This is a genomic window from Streptomyces fuscichromogenes (assembly GCF_014645815.1).
In the GTDB taxonomy this organism is placed as follows: domain Bacteria; phylum Actinomycetota; class Actinomycetes; order Streptomycetales; family Streptomycetaceae; genus Streptomyces; species Streptomyces fuscichromogenes.
The window spans coordinates 1-25,818 of sequence record NZ_BMML01000048.1 but is presented as its reverse complement, the minus strand read 5'-3'; the positions used below and the strand labels follow the sequence as shown (position 1 = coordinate 25,818).

Genomic DNA, 25,818 nt, shown 5'->3' with positions numbered 1-25,818 from the left:
TTCGTGATGAGCATCGGAGAATCCTCAGTGAGCGAACAGGAAATGGAACTTTCCGAGCAATTGCCGAAGTGCCCCTTCCCTCACATCGACGGGCTGGGACTGGAACCGCAGCTGCGCCACCTCTTGTATGACCAGCCGAACTCCAAGATGAGCCTGGAGTACGGGGAGGGAGGTGCCTGGATCGTCACTCGCTACGAGGAAGTGAAGCGAGTCGCGACGGACCGGCGTTTTAGTCGCGCGGCGTTGGTCGGACTCGATTTCGAGCGCATTACCCCCCGGCCGATCGCTCCGCCGGGGTCGATCTTCGTGCAGGATCCCGCGGTTCATCGGCAGATGCGGTCAGCGCTGGCCGGCGCGTTCGGGTCGAGGGCGCTGGACCGCATGCGCGGGCAGATCCAACGGACCGTCGACGAGCTGCTGGAGGCCATGAAGGCCGACGACGGACCTGCCGACTTCATGTCGGCGGTGGCTGACCCGCTGCCGACCAGGGTCATCTGCCAGGTGCTGGCCATCCCTTCGGACGACGAAGCCTGGTTGATGGACCAGGTCGGCGCGCTCAAGAGAATCGATCCGTCCCACCGCACGACGGCTCTGGAAGCCCAGAAGACGCTGCATGCCTATGTCGTCTCCCTCGTCGACCGACGGAGGCGGGACCCCGGTACCGACCTCGTGTCGTCGCTCACTGCCGGTGCGGAGGAGGAGCGGCTGACGGACGACGAGGTCGTGTCGCTGGTCATATCCCTCATACTCACGGGGCATGACAACGTCACGAACGAACTGGGCAACATAGTCTTCACCCTTCTGACGGATGGGGCGTTGAGGCGGCAGGCGGAGACCGATTTCTCCGCGGCGTTCGAAGAGCTGCTTCGGTACATACCGTTTCGGCGTGGCGTGGGCACGCCCCGTGTCGCTCTTGAGGATGTGACGGTCGGCGACAAGATGATCAAGTCCGGTGACGTCGTACATGTTGCCTACATGGCGGCGAATCGGGACCCCGAGAAGTTCCCCGATCCGGATGAGCTGAAGCCGGACCGTCTCAAGGTCCCCCACATGACTTTCGGATGGGGAGCGCACCGTTGCCCCGCGGAGCCGCTGGCAAGGCTGGAAATCGAGATTGCGCTGACGAGTCTCTTCGCAAGGTTCCCCGGCCTGAAACTGGCCGTGCCTCAGCACGAGATCGAGTGGCAGCGGGAGAACGTCAACCGGCTGCCGTTGAGTCTTCCCGTCGCTTGGTAGGTTCCCAGCTCGCCCGGAGGGCGGCAGTCGGCGTCCTCCGGGCGGGAGGGATCGACCGGAGGCCCGGGGAGGGCCCTCCGCGCCAGGAACGGAAGAATCCTGGATCGCCTGGAAAAAGGGACACCCGGCATGAGTTCACATTGATTCCATACCCTGTGATTCGGATCACTTCAAGTCGCTGAATATTGCCGCTGGCATCGGATAATAATGCATCGGGGACGGACGGCGAGCGCAGGATGGAAAAGGGCCAGCACGGGAGAGCGGACCAATTCCGCGAAGTTGTATAACGATGGGCTTAGGGGTCAGTACGATATCGTGACCCGAGTCCCAGGACTATCGCGTCCTGGTCCCGATTTATGCGGAGCTCCTGAACTCTCGCGCCGCCCCCGGGTAAACACTTCTGGACATCGGGCGCGGTTCCGGAAAGTCGGCTCCGGGCCTGGCCAAGGCCGGATTCAAAGTGGCCGGGATCGACTATTCGGGATCCATGCTCCAGGTTGCCCGGGTAAAGCCGGAAGTTGACCCAGTCCGTTTCCTGCATGCTGATGTACGAAATCGTCCGGATATGGGGTTTTTCGACGCAGTGGTGACCATGGGTGAAGTCTTCACGCCGCTTCTGCTCGCCCTGAGCGGCGGAGCACTCTCGGACCTCACGCTGTCCCTGCTCCTGTCGGCACTGCTCGTTTCCGGCGGTGGTCGCGCGCTGCAGAACATCGCCGTCGGGTCGATCTTCACGGCATCGGTACCGGACACTCTTCGGCCACGCTGCAGAGCAGAGGAGCTTTCCAACTGGTCAGCCTCGGTACGCGGTCACTGGGATCTCTGCTGAGCGGAGTACTGGGTGATCTCATCGGCCTCCGCTGCACTCTATGGGTGTCGGCCCTCGGTGGAACGCTGATATTCCTGTGGTTCCCTTCTCCGGGTATCTCGGCCCGCGAGGCCGCCGCTGCCGCCGCCGAGCCCGCCCGAGAAAGCTCTCCGTGACAGTCTCGCGTGCCGCCAAGTCCTGCCCGAACGTGCGGTCCTGGAGCCTCGGGCTGCCCCGGGGCCCCAGGCGTCAGCGGTGGCGCGGGTCACGGGTGGTGGATGTTGCGGAGGTTGCTGTGAGCCAACTGGAGTATCTTGCCGGCGCCGCCGTCCAGGACGGTACGGCTTGCGTCCAGTGCGAAACCGCGCATCCTGTCGGCGGTGATCTTCGGCGGGATGGGCAGCGCGCCCGGATCCGTAATCAGCTCGACCAGCGCCGGCCCGCGACGGCCATCACCTCGTCGTGGGCGTCGGCACAGCCCGCTCCGGCGAACGGCATCGCCTCGCCGCCGTCGTTGAGGAGCCGGGCCAGTTCGGCGAGCCGGTCAGGCGGCACCACCACCGGCGAGGGGGCGACTGCGGTGGTCAGCACCTCCTGCGCGGGGATCTTCTAGTCGGCGAGGTCACCCTGCGTGAGGCCGCCGCTGCCGCCGCCGAGCCCGCCCGTGACCGGAGGCTGTCCGTCGTGGTGATGGAGGCTTATGCGGACGGCGTCTCGACCTGCTCGGTCGCGACCTGGTCAACGCACTCGGTGCGGACCGCGGGGTTCCCAAGTCCAGGTTCTCCCGCATCTGCGGCGAGCTGGATGCCGAGCTGACCGGGTTCGAAGAACGGCCGCTGGATCGCGCCGTCTTGTCAACCACCGGATTGCCTCCCATGGATCCTCGGGCTGGTGGTTCGGCGACAGAGAATCGAAGCTGCCTCGCCACAGCCATCCTCGACCGGCTTCTGCACCAGTGCCAAGTGATCTACCTCGACGGGCCCGGCTACCGCCTCAAGGCCAGTCCTTCGGCGGCGGGTGTGAACCCTGGATCCTCTCGGTGCCGTGTTAGTACGTGAAAGCCGTTGCAACAGTGCTCTGCCGTAAACCAGAAGAGGGGCAAGTCATGTCCGAACAGCGTGATGGTGAGGTTCGGCCGAGGAGGGTGGTCGTCGTTGGCTACCTAGGTATCGTGGTCTCGTTGTTTTCGCTGATCTATTTGCTCAGTACCGGTGATGCCTCCGATCCTACGTATGTATCCTCCCTGATTTTCGCTTTCGCGGCGTGCGGCGGGATCGTTTGGAGAGGTCGAAGGCGTCGGTAGACATCAGAGATTACCGGCCAAAGTTCTCGCGGGATAATGCGACGGACCTGGCGTGCGCGACGCCGTTGGCTCGACGATGGAAATGCAAGTGTGAAGGTGTAGTTCTGTCCTGTCCGTGCGGGCTGTGCGGATTTTGGAGTCGCCGGACACTGCAGACGAGGAAAAATCTACAGTGCGGTCGTCTGAACCATCTCTTAGGGCGTCGGAGCATGAGCAGAAATTTCTTCGCCAGTTCGTCGGCCGGACAGCAGAATTGGCCACTTTCCGAAGGGCACTGGCGGACGACGAGTGTGCTCTGCGGGTGCTGCATGTGCACGGTCCTGTCGGTATTGGCAAGTCCACTCTGCTGAGACGTTTCGCCATCGAGGCAATGGAGTCCGGCCGGACCGTCGTCGCAGTGGACGCTTCGCACATCGAACCGACCAAGGAAGCATTTTCCCGCGCAGCCAGTCTGTCGGAACTGCAACGGCCAGTCCTCCTCGTCGATTCCGTGGATGCTGTGAGTCACCTGGAGGAATGGATAAAGGATTGCTACCTGCCCGCGGCCCCGCGAGGAGCGCTGGTCGTGCTGGCAGGATGGCGCGCGCCGCCCCCGAAGTGGCTGGCGGATCTTGTCTGGACGGATGTCACCGACGTCGTCGAGCTCGCCGGACTGTCGGCGGAGGAGTCGACGACGTTGCTTGAGCAGATGAAAGTCAGCGGTTCCGGAAGGAACTTCCGTGCCTCGTTCGCGGACGGACATCCTCTCGCCTTGCGTCTATCGGCGTGGGACAAGGCGGATGACGCAGCTCTGCACGATGAGTGGCAGCCTTCTCTGTTTGTCATCGATCACCTGATGCGCCAGTTAGTGGGGCGCTTGCCTACACCTGCCCACCGACGCGCGCTCGAGATCTGTGCTCATACTCTGGACACGACCGAGGACCTTCTGCGTGCAGTGATTCCGGAACACGCCGAGGAAACGTTCGCCTGGCTGCGCGAACTTCCTTGCATCATGGCCGGTGACTATGGCCTGCGACCGATAACGGTCGTTGCAGAAGCAGTCGACCGGGATCTGAAATGGCGTGCTCCCCACGCATACCTGGCCATGCACGAGACGATGCGTGTGTATGTGCGAGGCCTGGTGGACAGTCCGTCCCACAGTATGGCCTTGAGGGCAGCGTCGGCTCTTCTCTACATGCAGACACGCGGCAGATGGCACTTGAACGGCTTTCAAGAAAAAATCCACGAGACCCGTTATGCCGCCGCCGATGGCAGGGACGTACGCCGTCTCGCGTGTGAGATGTTCGGTGAGTCGGCCGGTGAGTTGGTCGATTTCTGGGTGACCAGACAACCGCAGTCCTTCGTCGTGTACCGGTCTGCAGTCAACGGAGAGGTGCTGGGATTCCAGTGTCTCTTGCGTTTCGACCGTTGGGACGCTGCGGAAGTGCTCATCGACCCGGTGCTCGCGGCCCTCCAGAATCATGGCGAGGGGACAGGACTCCGATCCGGTGAGCCGTTCCATCTGGTCAGATTCATGGTGACGCGGGAAGAACATTCACAGAGTTCCGCTGTGGAGACCCGGATGCTGGCCCGCGTCACGCTTGCTGCCCTTAAGTCCGATATTTCGGAATTCATACGCCTGTTCATTGCCCTGGAAGCCGACTCGTCGCTGCTGCCGCTCCTCCGGCTCGTGGACTTTCGGGAGATAGCCGTGATACCAGGCGAGCAACGACCAACTGCCCTGCTGGGGCTCGACTGGCGTGCTGTCACAGTCGCCGACTGGATCAAGCTTCTGGACAGACGGATGCTCTTCGGGTCTCAGGTACCCACACGCCGGTACACGACGCATGTGGAAGCCTTGTCACGAGCCGTGTTCGACGACGCCGTGCATGATGCCCTGAGGTCCTGGCATCAGCGGGAGCAGTTCACGGCCAATCCTCTCCTCAAGGTACGTCTGGTTGCAGCCCTGCCGCCGGGGGAGCGGGATCAGGCTCTGCGAGAGTTGATCGTTCGGGCCATCGAGGCGATCGACGAGGACCCGAAAGCCCGGGGCGTGAGGGCTGTCGTCTGGTCGACCTACGTCGTCGGTGGCGGAACGCAGCAGGCCGTGGCCCGTAACCTGTCGATGTCGTTCAGCACCTATCGACGCTATCTGAAACGAGGGCTGGCGAAGATTGCCTGGTACCTCTGGCAGTACGAGATGGCCAGTGCCTCCGAGGCAGGCTGAACCGTTCGGGGCTCGGTGGAGGGCGTGATGTGCCCCGGCCTCCGATGTCTCGACGACGGCCGAACCAGAGGGTCGGTCGCCACCGACAGACCGCTCGCGGGAACCAGCCGCTGCCCGCTATCCGCAAGGGATAGCGCAGTCAAAGCAGCGAGATCGAGGCGACTCCTAACTTTTCCTTCAGAGGCCCCAAAGGGGCATCACACGAGGGAGGACAGGCGTCTACATGAACAGCAACTTCACGCTTCGCACGGAGATCACGAAGGCTGCCGGAGCAGGCATCGTGGCAGGCATCCTGGTTCTGGTGGGCGCAGCCGCCGCCGAGAGCGCCGTTCATTCCCAGTCCACCACGACCGTGCGAAGTGTCGCGTTCGGTGATGGGACAGACGAGACCAACCCATGGACGTGAACCAGGCCGTCACCGCGGACGTTCTCCGACAGTCCGGGGTGACGGCCGGCCACGGCCGGCTGGACAGCGATGTCTCGTAGAGAGACGCACACCATCATGCGGCACGTTCTGCTCTTTCTCTGAGCGCATTCAAGGACCCGCTCCACTGCGTTCTTGCGCGCCGTGCCTCGACGCGGTGTGGCAGGGTGATGCACCAGCACAGAGCGACCGTGCGTGGAAGACCGGCAGGTCATCAATGGCATGATCCGCAAGATCTGGACCGGGATCTCCTGGCATGACCTGCCGAAACACCCTGGGCCTTGGAAAGCGGTCTGCTCCCGATGCCGTGCACCGCTCCGGGGCTGATTAAGGCTCGATTCCCTGAGAGGAACGAGTCATGACACGTCCGTCGGCCTAGACTCCTCAGCGAGGAGGCCGCTGCTGTGGTCGGTGTGTCCCCGGCTGCCGGTACCCGATGGTTCCGGCAACGGGGGCATGCCGTCGGTCGACCTTGGCCCGCTCGCGGGGCGGTGTCTGTCGTTTCATGAATGGGAAGAGACAGCCCTCCTTCGGGCTCAAGGAGCCGGAGTCCGTGAGACAGGGCGCCAGTGGTCGTGTCCCCGTCGTGGTGTAGCCGATCACGGTCCGTCGCCTCCGCTTCAGAACCGTCCGGTACATGTTGCTGCTGGCCGTCGTGCGATCACCGCTGGTCCCAGCCCGGCGAGCCTCAACAGGACCGCGGTGAAGGCGATTCGGGCCGCAGCCTGGGGATTCCGTCAACTTGATCGGCCAGCTGCTGACGGCGCACCTCACGCGCTGTCGACGGCCGGTCAAGACACCAACGCAGGCCCTGGCACGGCCTCGCCGACGTCGAACTCGCCACCGCGCAATGGGCGGACCGGTGCAACGACCAGAGCCTCCACACCGCGATCGGAGACATCCCGCCCCACGCGCACGAGACCAACATCAGCCCCGACCGGCAGCTGGGATCAACGCATGGAGCCCACCCCGATCCCCGAGCGGTTCACCACGCCCCATCGCCGCTGATCCGCCCGAGCGAACGGCTCGAACACATCCGGCGCGAAATCCTCCAGGATCTGTCCGGGCGAACTGCCGTGATGCCGCAGCTCGCAGTTGACGGGGAACCGGCGTTCAGGCGTCGGCCTGATGACTCTTCCATCGAGACAACCGGCCCTCAGGAGGCAAGGTGTGCCAGAGATCCGGCCCAGATGGAGTTGATCGAATCGTAGCCTGGATCCTCGACCCCACAACGTCCGCCGATACGTGTGAAGGTTGGGTGATCTGTCTCAACTTGGTTGTCACACGCGGTAGTTCGACCTCAAGACGGATGACCGCGAGACCGTTCCGGACAGACCCCCCCTCGACCGCTATCGGAAGGACAAATCTTTGAAGAACCCGTTTCGGCCCTCTCGCGCGGGGCGCACGCTCATAGCGGGTGCCGCACTCCTCTCTGCCGGCGCGGTTCTTGCCCCGGCCGGGACGGCTGTGGCGAGCACGGCCCCCAAGAGGGAGTTCAAGGCGCACTACGTCGCTCTCGGCGACTCGTACGCCTCGGCGCCGCTCGTGCCCGACCAGGTCGACGCGACCTGTCTGCGCTCGAACCAGAACTACCCCTCACTGGTGGCACAGTCTCGGGGCGCGGCGCTGACGGATGTCAGCTGCTCGGGTGCCACCACTGCCGACATGACGGCATCGCAGACGGACGGTGTGCCGGCCCAGCTCGGTGCCCTCAACAGAGGTACCGACCTGGTCACCATCACCATCGGTGGCAATGACATCGGCTTCTCGACCGTGCTGGGCACCTGCGCCCAGCTGACGGCCACCGACCCGACGGGCACCCCCTGCCAGACTCACTACACGAGCGTGTACGAAGACCAGATCTCGGACGCGATCGACCAGACCGCACCCAAGGTCGCACAGGTGTTGCGTGCCGTACACCATCGCGCGCCGCACGCCAAGGTCGTGGTGGTCGGCTACCCCGACCTCTTCCCCGACGATGGAGTGGGGTGCACCAGCAAGACCGTGCCACTGGCCGTGGGCGACTTCGCCTGGCTCCGGGACAAGGAAAAAGAGCTCAACGCGATGCTGTTTCGCCAGGCACGCAAGAACGGGGCTCGGTACGTGAACACGTACACGCCGAGTATCGGCCACGACCTGTGCAAACCGACCGGGGAGCGTTGGATCGAAACCTTCGCGCCCGAGACACCGGCGGCGCCGGTGCACCCCAACGCCATGGGCGAGAGCGTGATGGCCACCGCCGTCGAGAGCGCCCTCGTGCGACACACACGGCACCGCTGATTTTCCCGTCGTAGCGTGGCGCCGTGCCCACCGCGGCTTCCGAGCGTCCACGGCTCCGGCACGGCCGAGCGCGGCCAGTCCGCCGATGCCCGGGGCCGGGCCGACACGTCGTGTCGGCCCGGCCCTTTCGCGTTCTCCGGGGGAGGAGAACAGGCCGGTCAGGCAGTCAATGAGGCAGCCGCGGGCCAGGATCCGGCGCGCTGTGTGATCCCCGTCCGAGTTCAGGATCTGGGCGATGGTCTCGTACCACGAGGCACTGCCGGACACATGTCCGCGCCTGTCGCTGACGCTGGGGGCATCCGGCCGGCTCCAGAGCATCGGCCGCCGTCAAACGCGGACGCTCACTTCCCCGGACGCGAGCTTGGACTTACCTGGGACTCGTGACGGGCAGGAGGCCGAGTGCCAGGAGGCTTTCGGCGGTGGCCGCGACGGCGTCGTCGCTGCTGCGGGGGTTCCAGCCGAGGACGGTGCGGGCCTTGTCGTTGCTGACGTGGCGGGCCTTGCCGAGGTTGGGCAGCATGCCCTTCAGCGCTGGGTTGGCCTCGGCGGCCTTGCGTACCGTCTCGTCCGGAAGCTCGGTGGCCGGGACGGCACTGGCGGCGTCGCCGAGCCGGTCGCGGATGGCGAGTGCGATCTGGTGCAGGGAGACGGCGTCGCCGGCGGCGGCGATGAAGCGTTCGCCCGCGGCCTTGGGGTCGATCATGGCCTTCAGGTGCAGGTCTGCGGCGTCCCGGACGTCGACGACGGCGAAGTACAGGCGGGGTGTGCCCGGCATGGCGCCGCTGAACAGGCCAGTGATCATGGTGATCGAGGAGGAGTGGTCGCTGCCGACGACGGGGCCGAAGATGCCGACCGGAGCGACGGTGGCGAGCTGGAGGCCGTTGCCCTCGCGCTCGACGAAGTCCCAGGCGGCCCGCTCGGCCAGCACCTTGGACTTGATGTAGGCGGGGATGTCGCTGTCCGGGTCGGTCCAGTCCTCCTCGGTGAAGGGCCGCTCCGTGGCGGGTCGGCCGTAGCCGACCGCGGCGAACGAAGAAGTGACCACAACGCGCTCAACGCCCGCGTCGCGGGCCGCGCGCAGCACACGCAGCGTGCCTTCCCGGGCCGGGACGATCAGGTCGTCCTCGTGTTCAGGCTCGCCGCCGGGGAAGTGAGAAGCGGTGTGCAGGACGTAGCGGCAGCCCGCGACCGCCTCGGCCCACCCCTCGTCCGCGGTGAGGTCGGCCGCTACGAAAGTCAGCCGCTCACCCGCGTCCACCCCCATGGCTGCCAGGTCTTCGCGGACCTGTGCCTCGCGGCCGAGGGAGCGCACCGTGGTGCGAATCCGGTAGCCCGCGCCGAGGGCGTGGGCGATCACTCGGCTGCCCAGGAAACCGGATCCTCCGGTGACCAGGACGGTGTCGGTCGACGTGCTGCTCATGGTGAAGTTCCTTCATTGTTCCGTATGCGGATGGGGCGGTCGGGCCCCGGGATGCCATCAGGATGAGAAGGGTCAGCCGCCACTGGTCAGTGCCGGCAGCAGCAGGGCGTCCATGACCGCGATGACCTGGTCGGCGTCGGCCTCGGTGCCGTTGAAGAGTTTTTCCACGAAGACACTGCCCATCAGGAACATTTCGCAGTGCGCCAGGGCCGGGTTGTCGGGACGGATCGTCCCGCGCTCTACATGCCGGCTCAGAATGATGCGCAATGCGTCGAGGTAGGGGGCGAACAGGACGTCTCGCAGTGCCTGGGCCAGCGCCGGATCGGCTACGACCGCCTGCCAGATCCCCAGGCTCGGGGCGCTGGGCGGGGGTGGCGGAGGCAGCATGCGCGCCAGCGCCACCAGGTCATCGCGGAGGCTTCCGACGTCGATGCGCGGCAGGGGCGCGTACTTGCGGGCCACCATCGCCGTGATGACCAGCCGGGGCTTGCTCTCCCACTGCCGGTACAGCGTGGCTGTACTGGCCTTCGCCCGTTTGGCCACCTCGTCCACGGTCGCCTGCTCGTAGCCGACCTCGGCGACCAGGTCGAACGTGACGTCGAGGATTTCACGCTCCCGCTCCTGCGTCAGCCTCTTGCGCCGGTTGGCGACCGGTGCTCGCTTGCTCATGGATGAGTCCCCCTGTCGACTGCTGGGTCTGAGTCCGGCTGCTCGTACGGCGACTAGCGAAATCTCACTTTCGACAATACGTTTTCGTTAAGTCGTTTTCAAGTCGTACGCGCAATGGATCAGGCGCGGTGGTTTCATCATTTCTGGGCGAGTTGTCGGCGTGCTGAGTAACGACTTGAGGCACTCGGCCCTGTCGCGCGGGTGACGGTGGCGCTAGGTGATCTTTAAGCGTGCGACGTCGACTGTCAGGTCTCCGGGGTGAGTTCTACGCCTGTCTGACTGCTCGTACGGACGCGTTGTCGGAGCCGGCTGGTGGCGCCTCCACGCCGACAGCGTCACGCCCGGGCCGAGGTTCCTCGCGACCCGTACGAGGCCCTGTCGCCCGATCTGTGCCGCCGCTGGTTCGCCCGGTTCCCCGAGGTGCCGCTCGCCAACGCCTACGGGCCGGCCGAGTGCTCCGACGACGCCGTCCAGGCCGTGATCACCCGGCACACCCCGCTCGGCGGAGCCCGCGTCCCGATCGGCCGGCCGCTGCGCAACAACAAGGTCTACGTCCTGGACGAGGACAGGGAGCCCGTACCCATCGGCGTACCCCGAGAGCTCCACATCGGCGGGATTGGCGTCGGCCTCGGCTACCTGGCCGGCCCGGACCGCACGGCGGCGGCCTTCCTCCCCGCCCCCTTCGACAACCGGCCGGACGCCCGCCTCTACCGCACCGGGAACATGGTCCGCCACCTGCCGGAGGGGCAGCTCGAATTCCTCGGGCGGCGCGACCACCAGGGTCAAGATTCGGGGCCAACGCATCGAACCGGGCGAGATCGAGGCCCGCATGCGGGAGTGCGCGGGGGTCAACGACGCCGTAGTCGTGGTGGACCGCACCGAACGCGGCGAGCCCCGGCTCGTCGCCTGCGCCGCTGGGCCGGCCGGCGCGGAGGACATCCGGGCCGCGCTCTCCCGCCAGCTGCCCTCCGCCATGGTCCCCTCCTTCGTGATGGTCCTCACGGCCCTGCTCCTGTCGGTCAACGGGAAGAGCGACCGAGCGGCACTCCCTCCGGTCACCCACTCCGCCCCGCACGCCCACGTGGCCCCGTGCACCCCGGAGGAGGCCGGGGTCTGCGCGGCCTTCGCCCACGTACTGGGCATCGAACGCGTCGGCGTGCACGACGACTTCTTCGCCCTGGGCGGCCATTCGCTGCCGGCCACCCAACTCGTCGCCCGCATCCGTGCCGCTCTCGCCGTCGAGCTGCCCCTGCGGTCGCTGTTCGAGCACCCCACGCCCGGCCTGCTGGGCGGCGAGGTCAGGGCACGCCTCGGCCGTACGCCGGACCGGGGGGCCGCCGCACCCGCCGTCACGGGCAGCCCGTGGTTCGCCTTCCCCTCCCCCCGGCCGCCCGTCACCCAGCCGGCCGTCCGGCTGTTCTGCCTCCCCCATGGTGGCGGCGGCGCGAGCGCCTGCTACGAGTGGGCCCCCGGCCGGCGCCGGACATCGAGGTCGTCCCCGTACAGCTTCCGGGCCGGGAGCACCGCGTCGCCGAACCGGCCTCGTGGTCCGCCTCCGAACTCGTCGCGCGGCTGACCGGACCGATGCTGGACCACGCGGGCCAGGATTTCGCGCTCTTCGGCCACAGCATGGGCGCGCTCCTCGCCTTCGAGCTGAGCCACACGCTGGCGCGCCACGGCTGCACCCCGCGCCACCTGTTCGTCTCGGGCTTCGACGCCCCGCACGAACTCGCCCGCTCCGAGCACCCGCCTCACGCCCTGACGGACGAAGAGCTCCTGGCCGACGTGTCCGTCCTCGACGGGACCCCGCCCGAGATCCTGGAATCGGAAGAGCCGCTGCAACTGCTGCTGCCCGTGCTGCGCGCCGACTCCGCGATCACCGACACGTACGTCTTCACGCCACGGCGACCGCTGTCCGTCCCCCTCTCCGTCATCAACGGCCAGGACGAGGTGCTGGTCAGCCAGAGCCGCCTGTCCGGCTGGACGGAGCTGAGCAAGGGCCCCGTCGAGTTCATCCGCCTGGTGGGAGACCACTTCTACGTCACCTCGAACCGGAGCGAACTGCTCGCGGTCGTCCGCCGCACCCTGCTCCCCCGCGCGTGAAAGGACCGCAGCCGTCATGGACCGCCGCAACCAGCTTCTCGTCATCGACTACCCCGGACGGCGTGCGGCAGGGCACGTCAGCGATCTGGAACTGGAGGAATCCGGTTTCGACTGCCGCTACGCCATGCAGGACGATATGCCCGACGACCTGTACGCGGGCCCCTACGCCGGTCACCTGATCGAGGCGTCGAAGGTCGACGCGTCCCGCGTCGCGGCGGTGATCGGCTAATACATGGCGGGCCACCTGGCGCAGGAGGCGCCGGCCCTGCTCACCGCGGCCAGGGGCTCCGCCCCGCCCCTGATCGTCCTGAACGGGGCGTCGAGCCCCGCCTCGGAGATCGAGGAGGAGTGCAGTAGGACGTTCGAGGTCTTCGGCGACACGTCGATGGACGCCGCGCTCGACGCGGTGCGGGCGAAGGGGCTGTTCGCCGGTGACGCCCTGCACGGGGCCCCGCAGCGCACGGTCGACGAGATCCGCGGCGTCCTTCGGCACGCGGCTGTCCGGCTGCTCATCGAAGACGTGGCGAGCACCGACGACCTGGAGGAGTCCGCCGCACCGCTCGTCGACCACTACATCGGCTGGCTGGCCCACCTCGTCGCGGCCCACAACAACACCGCGCCCCGGTGGAACGGGGAGACCCCCCACGTGATCTCCCGGGACCATCCTTACCGGGAGGACTGGCCGGGCGCGTCGGCCACCGGCACGGTCGTCGTGGAGTGCGAACGAGACCGTCTCCTCGGCACCCCCGCCACACGTGAGGCGATCCTCGGCTTCCTGTTCCGTGCCTGACGGCCCCACCGCCGGCCCGGCACCGTCGCCGCTCGACCTCTAGGTCCTGGACTACCGCGAGAGGCGGCGTACGGCGTCCTTCGTGCACGGCTCCGACCGGGCGGCGTACGCCTTCGCCCACGTGGCGCTCCGCGCCGTCCTGTCTCGGGTGACCGGGGTGACCCCGGACCGGCTCCGCTTCACCCGCGTGCCCTGCCCGTGCTGCCGGGGGCCGCACAGGCGGCCCGCGTCGGCCTCGGTGCCCGGGGAGTTCTCGCTGTCCCACAGCCGGGACCTGGTGGTGATCGGCAAAGACCTCTCAAGGGAGGACCGAGGCGGTCTCGGCCGGCCGGGAGCGTAGTCGAGCCGCGTCCTGGTTCGGCGGCGTACCGAACATGCGCCGGTACTCGCGGCTGAACTGTGACGGGCTGACGTATCCGACCGTGAGGCCGACGCCGGTGATGTCGGAGGGATGACTGGCCAGCAGCAGCCGGGCTTCCTGCAGGCGGATGCGCTTTTGGAACTGGATCGGGCTCATCCCCGTCACCGCCTGGAAGCCACGGTGGAAGGCGGACACACTCATGTCCGCGACCCGTGCCGGTTCCTCGCCCCGGAACGCCGCGGCGTAGTTGTTGCGAATCCATCGCACCGCACGGCTGATGTGCGTCAGACCGCTGTCCGCCATACCCATCTGGCGGATCATGCCGCTCTGCTCTCCGCGCAGGAGACGCCAAAGGATCTCCCGCTTGATCATCGGGGCGAGGATCGCGCGGTCGGCCGGGCTGTCCAGCAGACGCAGCAGGCGCACGATCGCTTCCAGTAGGTCCTCCGGGGCCTGGGTCACGGCGATGCCGGTCGGCGAGTCACCCGCCACAGGAGGCAGATCACGTGGGTCGGCCTCCAGCAACAGCGCCGCGATGTCGGTGGGTTCGAGTGACATCCCAAACCCGAGTGTCGGCGCACCCGTGGCCATCACCTGTCCGGTGACCGGAAGGTCGACGGTGGTGACGAGGTACTGGCCTGGCTGGTACTCAAACAAGTGCTCGCCCAGCGCCAGCCGTTTGCCGCCCTGGGCGATGACGGCGGGCACGGTTCCCGACATGCCCGCAGCCGGCTCGCTCGCAGGTCCGAACCGGCATACCTGCACACCCTCGATCGCCGTGGTGAGATCGGGCCGGGCATGCCGGTCGAGCAGTTTCCGTATCTCCTCCAGAGGCATGGTGGCAGTCTTGCATGGACCGGGCTGGCCAAAACTCCTTGCAGCGCCTGCGTACAGCGCCGAGCCCGTGCCGGGGCAACCGTGACGCGGGAGTCGACGCCCCGGCTGTTTCACCGGGCCGCGAAGCTCCGCCGACCCAAGACACAGCCACCGCGGCTGCCCACAAGAACCGGCGGTCTCACAGATTCTGGCCACCAGAGACCTCGATGTCCTGTCCGGTTATCCACCGCCCTTCCTCGGACAGCAGCATGGCGATGACCATCCCGATGTCGTCCGGCTCACCGATGCGGCCGAGGGCGAAGGTGCGCGCCAGTTCCGGGATGATCTCCGGATTCTTGGCGAAGGCGTCGTCGGCGAAACGCGTGCGGGTCGCGCCGGGGGCGACAGAGTTCACGCGGATGCCACGGACACTGAACTCCTTCGCCATGTACCGGGTGAGCACGGCCATGGCGCCCTTGAGCGCCGCATAGACCGAGTAGCCGGGCGCGGTCACCTGCGCAAGTGTCGAGTTGCTGGTCAGATTGACGATCGCCCCGCCGTCGGCGAGCAGCGGCAACAGGGTCTGCGTGAGGAAGAACGGTCCCTTGAACAGGCCGGTGGTCAGCCGGTCAAACTGCTGCTCGACCGTGTCCTCGATCATCGCCATCCCGGCGAAACCGGCGTTGTTGACCAGGTAGTCGAACGACTCGCGCCCAAAGGCCCCGGCCAGTGCGCCGGCTACCGCCTCGCCGAAGGCAGGGAACCCGGCAGTGTCACCGATGTCCAGGGAAAGAGCCACCGCGGTGCCGTCAAGCTGCTCGATCTGCGCGACGGTCTCCTTCGCACCTTCCCTGTTGGAACTGTAGGTAAGAATGACTCCCACGCCCCGCTTGGCAAGCTGGACGGCCGCACTCTGACCGATTCCGGAACTCGCCCCGGTGACCACGGCTACCTTCATACTCTGCCTCCTGCACACACGGAACCTCATGGGCCCCACACGGAATGTGCTTCCAAGGCAACCGCGGCGCTCCGGCCGGCGATAGCAAGATCCTGCCCTTGCCTTGCCTAATCGTGCCGCAGAGCACGACTGAACCGCCCCGGGTTCGGCAGGGATCTCAGCACTCTTCGGTCACTTCGTCGGACATCCGTGGTCGCCACCGTTACACGCCCGGCGCGCCCCGGGCGCGTAACGGCGGCGAATGCCGCACCAGGTCGAGATACTCGATGGTGTGCACGATCTTGCGGACAGCCGGGGTCGTCTCGCGGATCCGTTCGCGGGTCTCCTCGCGCATTCAGCCGCGCGCGGTGCGCTCCAGGCCGAGGCGTGGCGAGGTGACGAGGCGGAAGTCAGCGGACTCGGCGTCGATGAGCGGATTGTCCAGGACGGAGGAGAAGTCGGGCTTGCCTGGACCGTCATGGCCTGAGACGGATCGTTCCTGCACCTTGAGCGCCTCCTCGGTAAGTCGCTCAGTGAGCACCCGGGTGCTCGCGTCGCCCGCCTCGCGCAGGTCCGACAGACCGGCGATGATCTCCACGAAGGACAGCGAGTCGTCGCGATCCTGGGCCTCGCCGAGGAGCCGGTCTGAGGTGCGGAAGAAGCCGTCCTTGCCGAGGTAACGCTCGTACATGATGCTCACCAGGGCGAGCAGCCGAGTATAGGAGCGGCGGTAGGCGAACTCGAAGAAGCGCAGGGCCTCTTCCTGCGTGACCTCGCCGCGGGCGCTTGAGGCAATGCATGCGGCGGCGGTCAGCGCGCTGAACAGGGCGAGATGGACGCCGGTGGACAGCAGCGGGTCGAGGAAGGCGGCGGCGTCACCGATGATCATGTAACCGGGTCCACCGAAGCTTTCGGCGACGTAGGAGTAGTCGGTCTCGACCCGGACGGGGCCGGTCATCCGGGCGCCGACCACCAGGCCGTGCACGGGGAGCGACTCCTCGACCAGTGCCCGGTACATCTCCTCGTGCGTCTGGTAGGAGGGCCGGCGCTCGCCGAAGTAGTCCTTGCGGGTGACGAAACCGATACTGGTCCGCCCGCCGGCCAGCGGGATGACCCAGTACCAGCCCTCGGGAGAGGAGACGATGTTGATGCCACCCTTCGGGGTGTCAGGCAACAAGGCGGCGTCCTCCCAGTAGCCCCAGATGCCGATGTTACGCAGCGCTGGGTTCGGCTGCCGGTTGTGCAGGTGGCGGGCGCTGAGCAGACCGCTCCGGCCGGTGGCGTCGACGAGGAAGTCAAAGTCGTCGATGGTGTACGGCTCGCCACCGTCCGCCAGGCAGGTGACGGCGACCGGGCGTCCGTCCGCGTCGATTGCGACGTCCTTGGCGGTCACGCCCTCTGTGACAAGAACATCGTTGTCCCGCGCGTGCTGGAGCAGCAGCTGGTCGAATTCCGCGCGGTCCACCTGCCAGGAGCGCGAACCGATCTGGGCGCCCCAGTCGAAGACCCAGCTGTCGGAGTTCCACCGGAAGACGCCGCCGTGCTTGATGGTGAACCCGTGCTTGTCGAGCGTCTCGGCGATACCGGTGTGCTCAAGCACCGTGCGGCACGAGGGGGTCAGCGACTCCCCGACGTGGTAGCGCGGGAAGTGCGCACCTTCCAGCAGTCGTACGTGCAGGTCCTCCTGGGCCAGTGCCGTGGCGGCGGTGGAACCCGCCGGACCGCCTCCGATGACCAATACCCGTGTTCGTCGCGTCATGTCTGTTCCAGTCCTCATCGACAGTCCAATTTCCTTTGTGCCCAGCCGAGGGCCTCTGCCCGGTCCGGGGCATCGATCACTCCCGTCCTCCCTCATCCGGCGGCCCACCTGTTGGCTTGATCGGTAATTTGTCCGCCCTCGCGCGAGGCTGAGACGTCGTCCGCTTTCCGGGCGTGATCGTTTGCTCCGAGACAGCCGCCCACCCCGCCCGTCCAGAGCACTTCGTCCAGCCCCGCAAACGCGGGGTACGCGAAGCCAGGCGCGTGTTGCCGGCCTGGCGCAGGTCGCCGCCCTTGAGAGCGCGGGGCTATCGGCGGCCGGCTCGCACGCAGCCGGTGGAAGACTTGGCGTCACCGGTCTCGTCCACGACCAGTACCACGTCCTGAGGTGCACGTTCACGCACGACGAGGCGAGCGCTGTGGTGTCCGGCGGGTCGTGGTCGAATCTCGCTCTCGACGGCGGGTGCCGCAGCCGGTGCGGATCGGGATGTCTCAGCGCCTGGGCCGGTGTCCAGCAGTCGCGGGTGTTCACCTCGGCCGGCAGCCCGCTGATCATCTCTGCGGCGGTCGCGCGTATCTCAGGCCGCGCGAGGCAGCCCGCGATCGTGTCCATCGCCGCCCCGGACACCCGGTCCTGGACGCCCTGGGCTATCGCGGCCTCCACGGCTACCCGATTCCGATACGCCGCCACAGACATTCATGATCACGGCGGCCGTATCCATATCCTCACCCAGCCCCTGCCAGCAGCCGACCAGCACAGGCCGGAATTGCACCTGCCGTGTCGGTGCACAGCACCGTCGCCGCGGACCCATCGCGCGGAATTCAGCCGGACATGGCCACCAGAATGCGGCGGGGCCCGGTATAGGCGCGCCTGCCGTGAGCGACCGCGACGTTGTCGATCAGCAGTAGGTCGCTCACCTGCCAGTCGACGTCCACTGCCGCCGCCAGTCCCTGGTCGCGTATGTGCCGTATGTATGCGGCCGGTATGGGCGTGCCATCGGCGAATGTGACCGACTGCGGCAGTTCGTCCTCCGTCATGAGCTCCGACATCACGGCGGCCATCTCCGGATCGAGTCCGGCCGGATGCCACTGGTCACATTGGTTGAACCAGACCACCTTCCCTGTTGCCGGGTGCCGCATGGTGGCCGGCCGCTGCTGAGTGATTTTGACGCCTCCGTCCGTTCTCCACTCCCAGGCCACATCTGACCGCGCCAGGTAGGCCTCGACGGTGTCCCTGTCATCGGTTTCGAACGTGGCCTGCCAGCTCTTGCCGAAGCCTGAACCGGCGTGCAGCTGCTGCGTGTAGCGGATCCCCCCTTGGAACGACTCCCTGACCTGGGTGTCGAGCGACGCCAGCCACAGAGCGCCGTCGACGAGGGGGGTGGCACCTCCCGTGACCGGAGGCCGTTCGCAGTAAAAGGCCAGGCGCGACGGCCAGCGCTCGGCATAGGACAGTTCGTTGTGCATGGAAATGACGTACTCGGCGGGATACTCGGTGGAGGTGTAGACGTTCCGGCCTACCTTGGTGCGCGGTGAGTTGCCCTGGACGTAGGCGAGCCGGTCGGGGAGTAGAAGCTCCAGGACCGCGTCGACCTGGTGGGGTTCCGTTCCAAAGCCGCGGAACACCAGCGCCTTGTCCGCCAGCAGGAGTTCCGCCGTCCGCGCGGTGTTGCCGAGGGCTTCCAGCAGCCCGTCGTGGGTGGCCGTCACTTGGAGGACCCCGGGCGTCACCACACGCGGCGCCCAGCCGCTGTGCTCGTTCACAAAGCGTCACCTCACACCAGGAAAGTTACTTGGGCACCCGGAGCTGCACCGTACGGCCTCGGGTACACGGTCCGGACCGCCGGATGCCGGGTTTGTGCCGGGCCTGACCTTCCCCGTGTGCCGATACCGTTGTACGCACGACGGCGCGTCGGCGGATCGGCGCTGTCCACAGTTACGCGCCCGGACGGCATGAGGTGAAGTCTCCCCACCGGCCGCCGAGATCGCCGCACCCGGCACCCGTTCACGTCGTAACGGCGGCGAGCGCCGATGCTCCCCGCGCGGGGCTTGCGCACGATCGGCACGGTGGTCCCCGGCATGCTGCCAGCGTCGTTCGTACGAAGTGAGAGCACATGTTTTCTAGCGATGAGCTGTTCGGCCTGACTCCTCTGCAGCGCCGCGCCTGGGCTAGATCGCATACAACGTGCCCTGGACCTCAGCGGTCGGCCGTCGTCCTGCGTATTCCCGGCGTCGCGGACGGCAGACGGCTGCGCCGGGCCATGAATCTGCTGCTCGCCGAGGACGAAGCCGGCCGCCTGCGCTTCGTCCTCACGCCGCACGGCATCCGCCAGTTCGTCGGCCCGGCCGTCGTACCGGTGCTGCGTGAACTCGGCGCCGAGCCCGATCCGCAGGCGGTCGTCAGCACGTGGGTCACCGCGGAACTCACCCGCCCGTTGGACGCGGACGCCGGGCCCAACTCCGCCATGGCCCTTTTCCACGACGAGGCCGGGTACCACTACTGGGCCTACGCGGCTCACGGTCTGGTACACGACAGCGGCGGCATCATGGCCGTCGCCCAGCGGCTGGCCGGCATCTACGCGGCCCTCACAGCAGACCATGACGGCGGCGGCACACCGCTCCCCTCGGTGCAAACCCTGCGGGACAGCGCCGCAACCGCCAGTGACGGTGCCTCGCCGACCGGCAACCTCACCTTCGAAGACAGGCCCCGGGCTCCCCTGCCGACGACCCGGCACACGATCACCCTCCCCAGAGCGGTCGACCCCGTCACCCTGTGCGCTGCCGCCGCCGCGTACCTGAGCCGGCTGACCGGGGAACGCGACATCGCGCTGGACCGCGAGCTGCCTGCTTGCGCTGATGACGGCACCGTACCGAACACCGATCCCACGGGCCGCGCGGTGCCGCTGCGATTGTCCATCTCCGCCGACGCCGACGTCGCGACGCTCCTGCGCAATGCCGCGACCCGCCTGCCGGCCACACCCGTCGTGGTGGAGGAGCCGCCGTACCGTCTGGTCATCAGGACGGCACCCACCACCGAGGGGATCGTCTTCGCCGGAGAACGGGCGACCCTCCATGCCTATGTCCCCCCGCCGGGCGGGGACGCCGTCCTGGTGCTCGGCGAGGACGGCCGCCGACTCGATGTGCACATCCGATCCGGCGAAGCCGCCGATGACGCACGAGCGGTCTTCGCCGAACCTCTCGCCGTCTTCCTGCGAGCCTTCACCACCGCGGACCCGGCCACACCGCTCGCCCGCCTCGAACTCCTCACACCCGAGCAGCGCCACCGGGAAGTGGTGACATGGAACGCCACGGGCACCGGTGAGACCGGCCCGCCGGCGGCGACCACCGTGCCCCGCCTGCTCGCCGAGGCCGCCACTGCCCACCCGGACGTCGCCGCCGTCGTGCTGGACGACGCAGTTCTCTCCCGGGCCGACCTGGAGGCCCGCTCCAACCGGCTGGCACGCTCGTTGATCGAGCGGGGTGTCGGACCGGAGTCGGTGGTGGCCGTCGTTCTCGACAGCGGCATCGACCTCGTCACCGCGTTGCTGGCCGTCCTCAAGGCCGGTGGCGTCTACCTGCCCATCGACCCGCGCCAGCCGACCGTCTGGACAGCCGATCTGCTGACGGACGCGTCCCCCGTGCTGGTGCTGACCCACACGTCGGTCCCGTTGTCCGACGACATCGAGTGGCCGGCCGTCATGGCCATGGACGACCTTCCCGTCCCGCAGGGCGGCGACGCACCGGTCGCCGACACGGACCGACGTGCTCCCCTGCTGCCGGACCATCCGGCCTGTCTGCTGCACACGTCAGGCTCCACGGGCCGCCCCAAGGGCGTACTGCTCACACACCGCGGCATCACCAACCTGATCACCTGGATGAACAGCGTCTACCGGCTTGCGCCCGAGGACCGGGTGCTCCAGAAGACACCGTTCGTCTTCTCGCCGTCCGTGTGGGAACTGTTCTGGCCGCTGTCAGCGGGAGCGGCGGTGGTACTTGTCCGGCCTGGCGGGTTCCGCGACCCGCAGCACCTCGCGGACCTGATCGTCCGGCACCGCGTCACCTTCGCCCACTTCGTGCCGTCCATGCTGGAGGCCTTCCTCGATGTCCCCGACGCGGCCGACTGCGCGGGACTGCGTGCGGTGTTCTGCGGCGGCGAGGCGCTGACCCCCCGCCTGAGAGACCGCTTCCGCGCCGTGCTCGACGTCCCCCTGCACAATCACTATGGCCCCACCGAGACCACGGTCAACGTCGCGACGTGGCAGAGCCGGGACGATCGCGACGGCGGCACGGCACCCATCGGCCGCCCCTTGGCCAACACCCGGCTTCACGTCCTGGACGGCGCACTCCGCCCGGTTCCACCCGGTGTGCCCGGAGAACTGTACGCCGCCGGGGCCGGGCTGGCCCGGGGCTACCTCGGCCAAGCCGGGCGGACGGCGGAACGCTTCGTTGCCGACCCCTTCGCCTTCGGCCAACGCCTCTACCGCACCGGCGACCTGGCGCGCAGACGGTCCGACGGCGTCCTGGAGTTCCTGGGCCGGACCGACGACCAGGTGAAGGTGCGCGGTTACCGGATCGAACCCGGAGCCGTGCAGGCCGCACTGCTCACCGAGGAAGGAGTCCGGGATACGGCCGTAGTCGTCCGCGAGGACACGCCGGGCGACCGACGACTCGTCGCCTACGTCACGGGCAGCGACGGCCTCACCGGCACCGGACTCCGTGCGCACCTCGCCCAGTGTCTGCCCGACCACATGGTGCCCCTGTCCGTCACGGTCCTGCCCGAACTGCCCCGTACCGCCAACGGAAAGCTCGATCGGGCCGGCCTGCCCGCCCCCCGGTACGTGACCGGCGCGGGCGGCGCACCGGCCACCGTCCGCGAGGAAGTACTCTGCGAACTCTTCGCCGAAGTCCTCGGCCTGCCGCAGGTCGCGGTGGACGACAACTTCTTCGACCTGGGCGGCCACTCACTGCTCGCGGTGTCCCTGGCCGGACTGGCGCGGGCGCGCGGCGTACCGGTCGACGTCCGCACGATGTTCGTCGCACCCACACCCGCCCGGCTGGCGGTGGAGACCGCGCGTGCCGAGGCGGCCGTACCGGCATCATCGATCCCGCCGGATGCCGACGTCCTCAGCGCCGAAATGGTGCCCCTGGCCGGGCTCTCGGAAGCGGAACTGGCCCGGCTGACAGCCGGCGTGCACGGTGGCGCACGCAACGTGGCGGACGTGTACCCTCTCGCTCCGCTCCAGGAGGGACTCCTCTTCCACCACCGCCTCGACACCGACGGCACGGCTGACCCCTACGTGCTGACACGGGTGTGGGAGTTCGACACACGCGCCCGCCTCGACCGGTTCCTCACCGCCTGGCAGACAGTCGTGGACCGGCACGACATCCTGCGTACGGCATTCGCCTGGGAGGGCCTGAAACGGCCGGTCCAGGTCGTGCACCGACATGCCCCGCTGCAGCTCACCGAGGTAGGCATCCCGTCCGACGGCGATCCCGTCGACGCACTGCTTAGCGTAAGCGCAGGACCCATGGACCTGCGCCGTGCACCACTGATGACCGCCCACACGGCGCCGCTACCGGACGACACCGGACGATGGATGCTGGCCCTGCGGACCCATCACGCGATCGCCGACCACACCACACTCGACACCGTGCAACAGGAGGTGCACACCCTTCTGCGCGGCGGGCGTGGCGAACTGCCCGACCCGGTGCCCTATCGCACCTACGTCGGACAGGCCTTGCTGGCCGCCCGGACCGGGGAGCACGAGGAGTACTTCGCCGGAGTGCTCGGCGACGTCGACGAGCCCACCGTGCCCTTCGGCGTGGCCGACGTGCACGGCGACGGTCGCACCGTCTTCGAGGCCGATGGTCACCTCGACCCGCGGTTGGCGGCGCGGGTGCGACGACAGGCACGGCGTCTGGGGGTCAGCCCCGCCACGCTGTTCCACGTCGTCTGGGCACGCGTGCTGTCCGCGATCTCCGGACGTGACGACGTGGTCTTCGGCACCCTGATCCTTGGACGTGCCGGGGCGGGCACAGGAACCGACCGGGTACCGGGACTGTTCGTCAATACGCTGCCGGTACGGGTCCGTATCCGCGCGGTGAGTGTGCCGGACGCCATCGCGTCGATGCAGGCCCAACTCGCCGAACTGATGGTGCACGAGCACGCGTCGCTCGCCGCGGCCCAGCGCGTGAGCGGGGTGGCCGCGCCGGCCCCCCTGTTCACCGCCCTGCTGAACTACCAGCATGCCGATACCCGGCCGGCTCCGCAGTCCACTGCCGACGACACCGGTGTCCGGGCGGTGGGCAGTTCCTCGCGCACGAACTACCCGCTCGCCGTCTCGGTCGACGACCAGGGCGACGGCTTCCGGTTCGCCGTTCAGGCCGTCACGCCCATCGATCCCGAAACCGTCCTCCGCCTCCTTCAGGAGACCACCGCCCGCCTGTCGGACGCCGTCGACGACGAGCACCCCACTCCCCTGAACCACATCGACGTCCTCGGAGAGGACGAACTCCGGCGGCTGCTGGTGCTGGGGAACGGCACCGGGGCCGGCACGGACAGCGCGACCCTTCCCGACCTCTTCGCCGCCCGGGTCGCGCGGATGCCCAAGGCGACCGCACTGCTGTCCGGCGACGAACGGCTGACGTACGAAGAGCTGGACGCCCGGTCCAACCGGTTGGCACGGCTGCTCATCCGCCGGGGTGTGGGACCCGAATCCATGGTGTGCACCGTGCTGCCGCGCTCGCCCGAACTCGTGGTCGCCCTGCTCGCGGTCATGAAGGCCGGCGGCGCCTACGTGCCCGTCGACCCCGACCACCCCGCCGAACACGTCGCTTCCCTGGTGGCCGGGGTCTCCCCGGCGGCCGTACTGACCGCACGCTCCGTCCAGCACACCGGTCCCGACTGGATCGCGGTCGACGATCCGGCACTCCGCGATGAGGGAGACAGCCGGCCGATCACCGACGCCGACCGGTCCGGCCTCCTCCACCCGGACCTGCCCGCCTACGTTATCCACACCTCCGGATCGACCGGCCGGCCCAAGGGTGTGGTGGTATCCCACGCCGGCCTGGCCGGCCTGGCCGGCGTGCAGGCGGAGCGGCTGCGGGTGACCGAGGCCAGCCGCGTCCTGCTGATCGCCTCCCCGGGCTTTGACGCGTCCGTGTGGGAGATATGCATGGCCTTGCTGAACGGGGCCTGCGCCGTGCAGGCGACCGGTGACGAACTGCTGCCCGGCCCGGCCTTCCTGGCCCTGGCGAGACGGCACGGTGTGACCCATGCCACCCTCACGCCCTCGGTTCTCGCGCTGCTACCCGACGGCGCCCTGCCCGGCGTGACGCTGGTGGCGGCCGGCGAGTCCTTGACGCCGGACCTCGTCCGCCGCTGGTCACTGGGCCGTGTCCTGGTCAACGGATACGGTCCCTCGGAGACGACCGTCTGTGTCGCCATGAGCGACAACCTCGCCGGACGCACCATACCGACCATCGGGCGCCCCACCTGGAACACCCGGCTCTACGTGCTGGACCCCGCACTCCGGCCGGTACCCGTAGGCGTGAGCGGCGAACTGTACGTGTCCGGCCGCCAATTGGCCCGCGGCTACCTGGGGCGCCCGGACCTGACGGCGGAACGCTTCGTGGCGCACCCCTTCGGAGCGCCGGGCGAACGTCTCTACCGGACGGGCGACCTCGCCCGCTGGACCGCCGACGGCGAGCTGGAGTTCATCGGCCGTGCCGACAACCAGGTCAAGATACGAGGCGTCCGCGTCGAACCCGGCGAGATCGAAGCCGTCCTCGCCCAATGCTCCGGGGTGGCGCAGACGGTCGTCACGATGCGTGCGGGCCGGGCGGCTCAGGAGCAGCTCATCGCCTACGTGAAGGCCGAGGACGGCGTGGCCGTACCTCAACTGCCCGAGATCGTACGTGAGTACGCCGCACGGCGGCTGCCCGCGGCCATGGTGCCCGCCGTCGTCATGGTGCTCGACGACATCCCCCTCACCCGCAACGGAAAGATCGACCGCAGTCGTCTGCCATCGCCCGAGTTCGCCAGAGTTACGGGCAGGGGCCGGGCCCCGGCCGGTCCGGCGGAGGACATCCTGTGCGGGATGTTCGCGGAAGTCCTGGGTCTCGACCGTGTCGGGCCGGACGCCAACTTCTTCCACCTCGGTGGGCATTCGCTGTCCGCGACCCGGCTGGTCGCTCGGATCCAGTCGGCCTTCGCTGTGGACCTTCCCGTTCGCGCGGTGTTCGAGGCACCGACGGCGGCCGGCCTCGCTCGTCGACTGGACGGCGCCGCGTCGGCCCGGGACGTGATCCGACCGGTGCGACACCGTCCCGAAGAGATCCCCCTGTCGTTCGCCCAGCAGAGGCTGTGGTTCCTGACCCAGATGGGGACACCGGATGCGACGTCCGGCATCTCTCAGGCTTACCGGCTGACCGGGGGCCTGGATGTCGGGGCGCTTGGGGATGCGTTGCGGGATGTGCTGGTGCGTCATGAGGTGTTGCGTACTCGGTATGTCGCTGTGGATGGCCGGCCTCGGCAGGTTGTGCTGGCTGTGGAGGATCTTCCGGCTGAGGTGCTGTCGGTGGTGCCGGTTGCTTCCGCGGATCTGACGGCGCGGGTGGAGGAAGCGGCGTCCTACGCGTTCGATCTGTCAGCGGAAGTGCCGGTCCGGGCGACGCTGTTCGTACCGGACACGGGCGCGGGCGTGGC

Annotated in this window: 20 protein-coding genes and 5 pseudogenes; 15 read left to right on the top strand and 10 right to left on the bottom strand. The window is 67.9% G+C overall.

The window, feature by feature from the left end:
• The first annotated feature begins 6 nt into the window (after positions 1-6).
• Positions 7-1,236, top strand: coding sequence for a cytochrome P450 (locus IEZ11_RS48230; RefSeq protein ID WP_229713924.1), 1,230 nt, complete (start codon positions 7-9; stop codon positions 1,234-1,236).
• Between the two features lie 400 nt (positions 1,237-1,636).
• Positions 1,637-2,065 (top strand): class I SAM-dependent methyltransferase, encoded by a 429-nt coding sequence (locus tag IEZ11_RS48225; RefSeq protein WP_189269474.1) that lies wholly within the window; start codon positions 1,637-1,639, stop codon positions 2,063-2,065.
• Between the two features lie 244 nt (positions 2,066-2,309).
• Here the strand turns inward: IEZ11_RS48225 and IEZ11_RS51680 are convergent.
• Together IEZ11_RS51680 and IEZ11_RS48220 are read right to left on the bottom strand one after the other, a co-directional pair.
• Positions 2,310-2,489 (bottom strand): annotated as a pseudogene (locus IEZ11_RS51680) (ubiquinone-dependent pyruvate dehydrogenase); the annotation flags it as partial.
• The gene (locus tag IEZ11_RS48220) at positions 2,465-2,635 is read right to left on the bottom strand and encodes a hypothetical protein (RefSeq protein WP_189269465.1); all 171 of its coding nucleotides are present in this window, start codon (positions 2,633-2,635) and stop codon (positions 2,465-2,467) included. The gene IEZ11_RS48220 and the pseudogene IEZ11_RS51680, both read right to left, overlap by 25 nt.
• A gap of 75 nt (positions 2,636-2,710) precedes the next feature.
• Here IEZ11_RS48220 and IEZ11_RS52815 point away from each other — a divergent pair.
• The 7 genes and pseudogenes from IEZ11_RS52815 to IEZ11_RS48200 all read left to right on the top strand — a co-directional run.
• A pseudogene (locus IEZ11_RS52815) lies at positions 2,711-2,895 on the top strand (transposase); the annotation flags it as partial.
• A 69-nt stretch (positions 2,896-2,964) separates the two neighbouring features.
• A pseudogene (locus IEZ11_RS51670) lies at positions 2,965-3,102 on the top strand (ATP-binding protein); the annotation flags it as partial.
• A gap of 360 nt (positions 3,103-3,462) precedes the next feature.
• Positions 3,463-5,553, top strand: a complete 2,091-nt coding sequence (locus IEZ11_RS48215) for a P-loop NTPase (RefSeq protein WP_373295081.1) — start codon at positions 3,463-3,465, stop codon at positions 5,551-5,553.
• Positions 5,554-5,776: 223 nt separating this feature from the next.
• Complete coding sequence (locus IEZ11_RS48210) at positions 5,777-5,959, top strand: hypothetical protein (protein ID WP_189269463.1); 183 nt, start codon at positions 5,777-5,779, stop codon at positions 5,957-5,959.
• A gap of 213 nt (positions 5,960-6,172) precedes the next feature.
• Positions 6,173-6,304 (top strand): transposase, encoded by a 132-nt coding sequence (locus IEZ11_RS52690; protein ID WP_189269462.1) that lies wholly within the window; start codon positions 6,173-6,175, stop codon positions 6,302-6,304.
• Between the two features lie 53 nt (positions 6,305-6,357).
• Positions 6,358-6,547: pseudogene (locus IEZ11_RS52810) on the top strand (IS30 family transposase); the annotation flags it as partial.
• An 840-nt stretch (positions 6,548-7,387) separates the two neighbouring features.
• Positions 7,388-8,257, top strand: a complete 870-nt coding sequence (locus tag IEZ11_RS48200; protein WP_189269473.1) for an SGNH/GDSL hydrolase family protein — start codon at positions 7,388-7,390, stop codon at positions 8,255-8,257.
• Positions 8,258-8,624: 367 nt separating this feature from the next.
• Here IEZ11_RS48200 and IEZ11_RS48195 read toward each other — a convergent pair whose 3' ends face one another.
• Both IEZ11_RS48195 and IEZ11_RS48190 read right to left on the bottom strand, forming a co-directional pair.
• Positions 8,625-9,677 carry an SDR family oxidoreductase gene (locus tag IEZ11_RS48195; RefSeq protein ID WP_189269461.1) on the bottom strand — a complete coding sequence of 351 codons (1,053 nt, stop codon included), beginning with the start codon at positions 9,675-9,677 and terminating at the stop codon, positions 8,625-8,627.
• 72 nt (positions 9,678-9,749) lie between these two features.
• Positions 9,750-10,346: a TetR/AcrR family transcriptional regulator gene (locus IEZ11_RS48190; protein WP_189269460.1), complete on the bottom strand. Its 597-nt coding sequence runs from the start codon at positions 10,344-10,346 to the stop codon at positions 9,750-9,752.
• A 312-nt stretch (positions 10,347-10,658) separates the two neighbouring features.
• On the opposite strand from IEZ11_RS48190, the pseudogene IEZ11_RS52685 reads away from it, so the two are divergent.
• From IEZ11_RS52685 to IEZ11_RS48165, 5 genes and pseudogenes are all read left to right on the top strand, one after another.
• Positions 10,659-10,973, top strand: a pseudogene (locus IEZ11_RS52685) (AMP-binding protein); the annotation flags it as partial.
• Positions 10,963-11,922, top strand: a complete 960-nt coding sequence (locus IEZ11_RS48180) for a phosphopantetheine-binding protein (RefSeq protein WP_268239974.1) — start codon at positions 10,963-10,965, stop codon at positions 11,920-11,922. The pseudogene IEZ11_RS52685 and the gene IEZ11_RS48180, both read left to right, overlap by 11 nt.
• On the top strand, positions 11,808-12,449 hold the full coding sequence (locus IEZ11_RS48175) for a thioesterase II family protein (RefSeq protein WP_189269478.1): 642 nt from the start codon (positions 11,808-11,810) through the stop codon (positions 12,447-12,449). The genes IEZ11_RS48180 and IEZ11_RS48175 overlap by 115 nt, the downstream gene beginning before the upstream one ends.
• Before the next feature lie 16 nt (positions 12,450-12,465).
• A complete protein-coding gene (locus IEZ11_RS48170; protein ID WP_189269458.1) occupies positions 12,466-12,678 on the top strand; it encodes a hypothetical protein in 213 nt (70 codons plus the stop codon).
• A gap of 3 nt (positions 12,679-12,681) precedes the next feature.
• Positions 12,682-13,239 (top strand): hypothetical protein, encoded by a 558-nt coding sequence (locus tag IEZ11_RS48165; protein ID WP_189269457.1) that lies wholly within the window; start codon positions 12,682-12,684, stop codon positions 13,237-13,239.
• 51 nt (positions 13,240-13,290) lie between these two features.
• On the opposite strand, the gene IEZ11_RS48160 is transcribed toward IEZ11_RS48165, so the two are convergent.
• The 6 genes from IEZ11_RS48160 to IEZ11_RS48140 all read right to left on the bottom strand — a co-directional run bounded on the left by IEZ11_RS48160 (position 13,291) and on the right by IEZ11_RS48140 (position 18,875).
• Positions 13,291-13,530 carry a hypothetical protein gene (locus IEZ11_RS48160; RefSeq protein ID WP_189269456.1) on the bottom strand — a complete coding sequence of 80 codons (240 nt, stop codon included), beginning with the start codon at positions 13,528-13,530 and terminating at the stop codon, positions 13,291-13,293.
• A 7-nt stretch (positions 13,531-13,537) separates the two neighbouring features.
• Entirely contained in the window at positions 13,538-14,437 is a 900-nt protein-coding gene (locus tag IEZ11_RS48155; RefSeq protein WP_189269455.1) for an AraC family transcriptional regulator, read from the bottom strand.
• 178 nt (positions 14,438-14,615) lie between these two features.
• Positions 14,616-15,374, bottom strand: coding sequence for an SDR family NAD(P)-dependent oxidoreductase (locus tag IEZ11_RS48150; protein WP_189269454.1), 759 nt, complete (start codon positions 15,372-15,374; stop codon positions 14,616-14,618).
• A 202-nt stretch (positions 15,375-15,576) separates the two neighbouring features.
• Entirely contained in the window at positions 15,577-15,708 is a 132-nt protein-coding gene (locus IEZ11_RS52140; RefSeq protein WP_268239973.1) for a hypothetical protein, read from the bottom strand.
• Positions 15,709-17,112, bottom strand: coding sequence for an NAD(P)/FAD-dependent oxidoreductase (locus IEZ11_RS48145; protein ID WP_189269453.1), 1,404 nt, complete (start codon positions 17,110-17,112; stop codon positions 15,709-15,711).
• An 821-nt stretch (positions 17,113-17,933) separates the two neighbouring features.
• The gene (locus IEZ11_RS48140) at positions 17,934-18,875 is read right to left on the bottom strand and encodes a TauD/TfdA family dioxygenase (protein WP_189269452.1); all 942 of its coding nucleotides are present in this window, start codon (positions 18,873-18,875) and stop codon (positions 17,934-17,936) included.
• Positions 18,876-19,372: 497 nt separating this feature from the next.
• Here IEZ11_RS48140 and IEZ11_RS48135 point away from each other — a divergent pair.
• Positions 19,373-25,818 (top strand): non-ribosomal peptide synthetase (locus IEZ11_RS48135; RefSeq protein ID WP_229713905.1); only part of this gene is annotated, 6,446 nt, incomplete at its 3' end.

Excerpts from the sequence above, each read along its gene's own strand:
- IEZ11_RS48230 (WP_229713924.1), top strand. The coding sequence starts at position 7 with ATGAGCATCGGAGAATCCTCAGTGAGCGAACAGGAAATGGAACTTTCC.
- IEZ11_RS48210 (WP_189269463.1), top strand. The coding sequence starts at position 5,777 with ATGAACAGCAACTTCACGCTTCGCACGGAGATCACGAAGGCTGCCGGA.
- IEZ11_RS48195 (WP_189269461.1), bottom strand. The coding sequence starts at position 9,677 with ATGAGCAGCACGTCGACCGACACCGTCCTGGTCACCGGAGGATCCGGT.
- IEZ11_RS48190 (WP_189269460.1), bottom strand. The coding sequence starts at position 10,346 with ATGAGCAAGCGAGCACCGGTCGCCAACCGGCGCAAGAGGCTGACGCAG.
- IEZ11_RS48170 (WP_189269458.1), top strand. The coding sequence starts at position 12,466 with ATGGACCGCCGCAACCAGCTTCTCGTCATCGACTACCCCGGACGGCGT.
- IEZ11_RS48165 (WP_189269457.1), top strand. The coding sequence starts at position 12,682 with ATGGCGGGCCACCTGGCGCAGGAGGCGCCGGCCCTGCTCACCGCGGCC.
- IEZ11_RS48155 (WP_189269455.1), bottom strand. The coding sequence starts at position 14,437 with ATGCCTCTGGAGGAGATACGGAAACTGCTCGACCGGCATGCCCGGCCC.
- IEZ11_RS48150 (WP_189269454.1), bottom strand. The coding sequence starts at position 15,374 with ATGAAGGTAGCCGTGGTCACCGGGGCGAGTTCCGGAATCGGTCAGAGT.
- IEZ11_RS52140 (WP_268239973.1), bottom strand. The coding sequence starts at position 15,708 with ATGCGCGAGGAGACCCGCGAACGGATCCGCGAGACGACCCCGGCTGTC.
- IEZ11_RS48145 (WP_189269453.1), bottom strand. The coding sequence starts at position 17,112 with ATGACGCGACGAACACGGGTATTGGTCATCGGAGGCGGTCCGGCGGGT.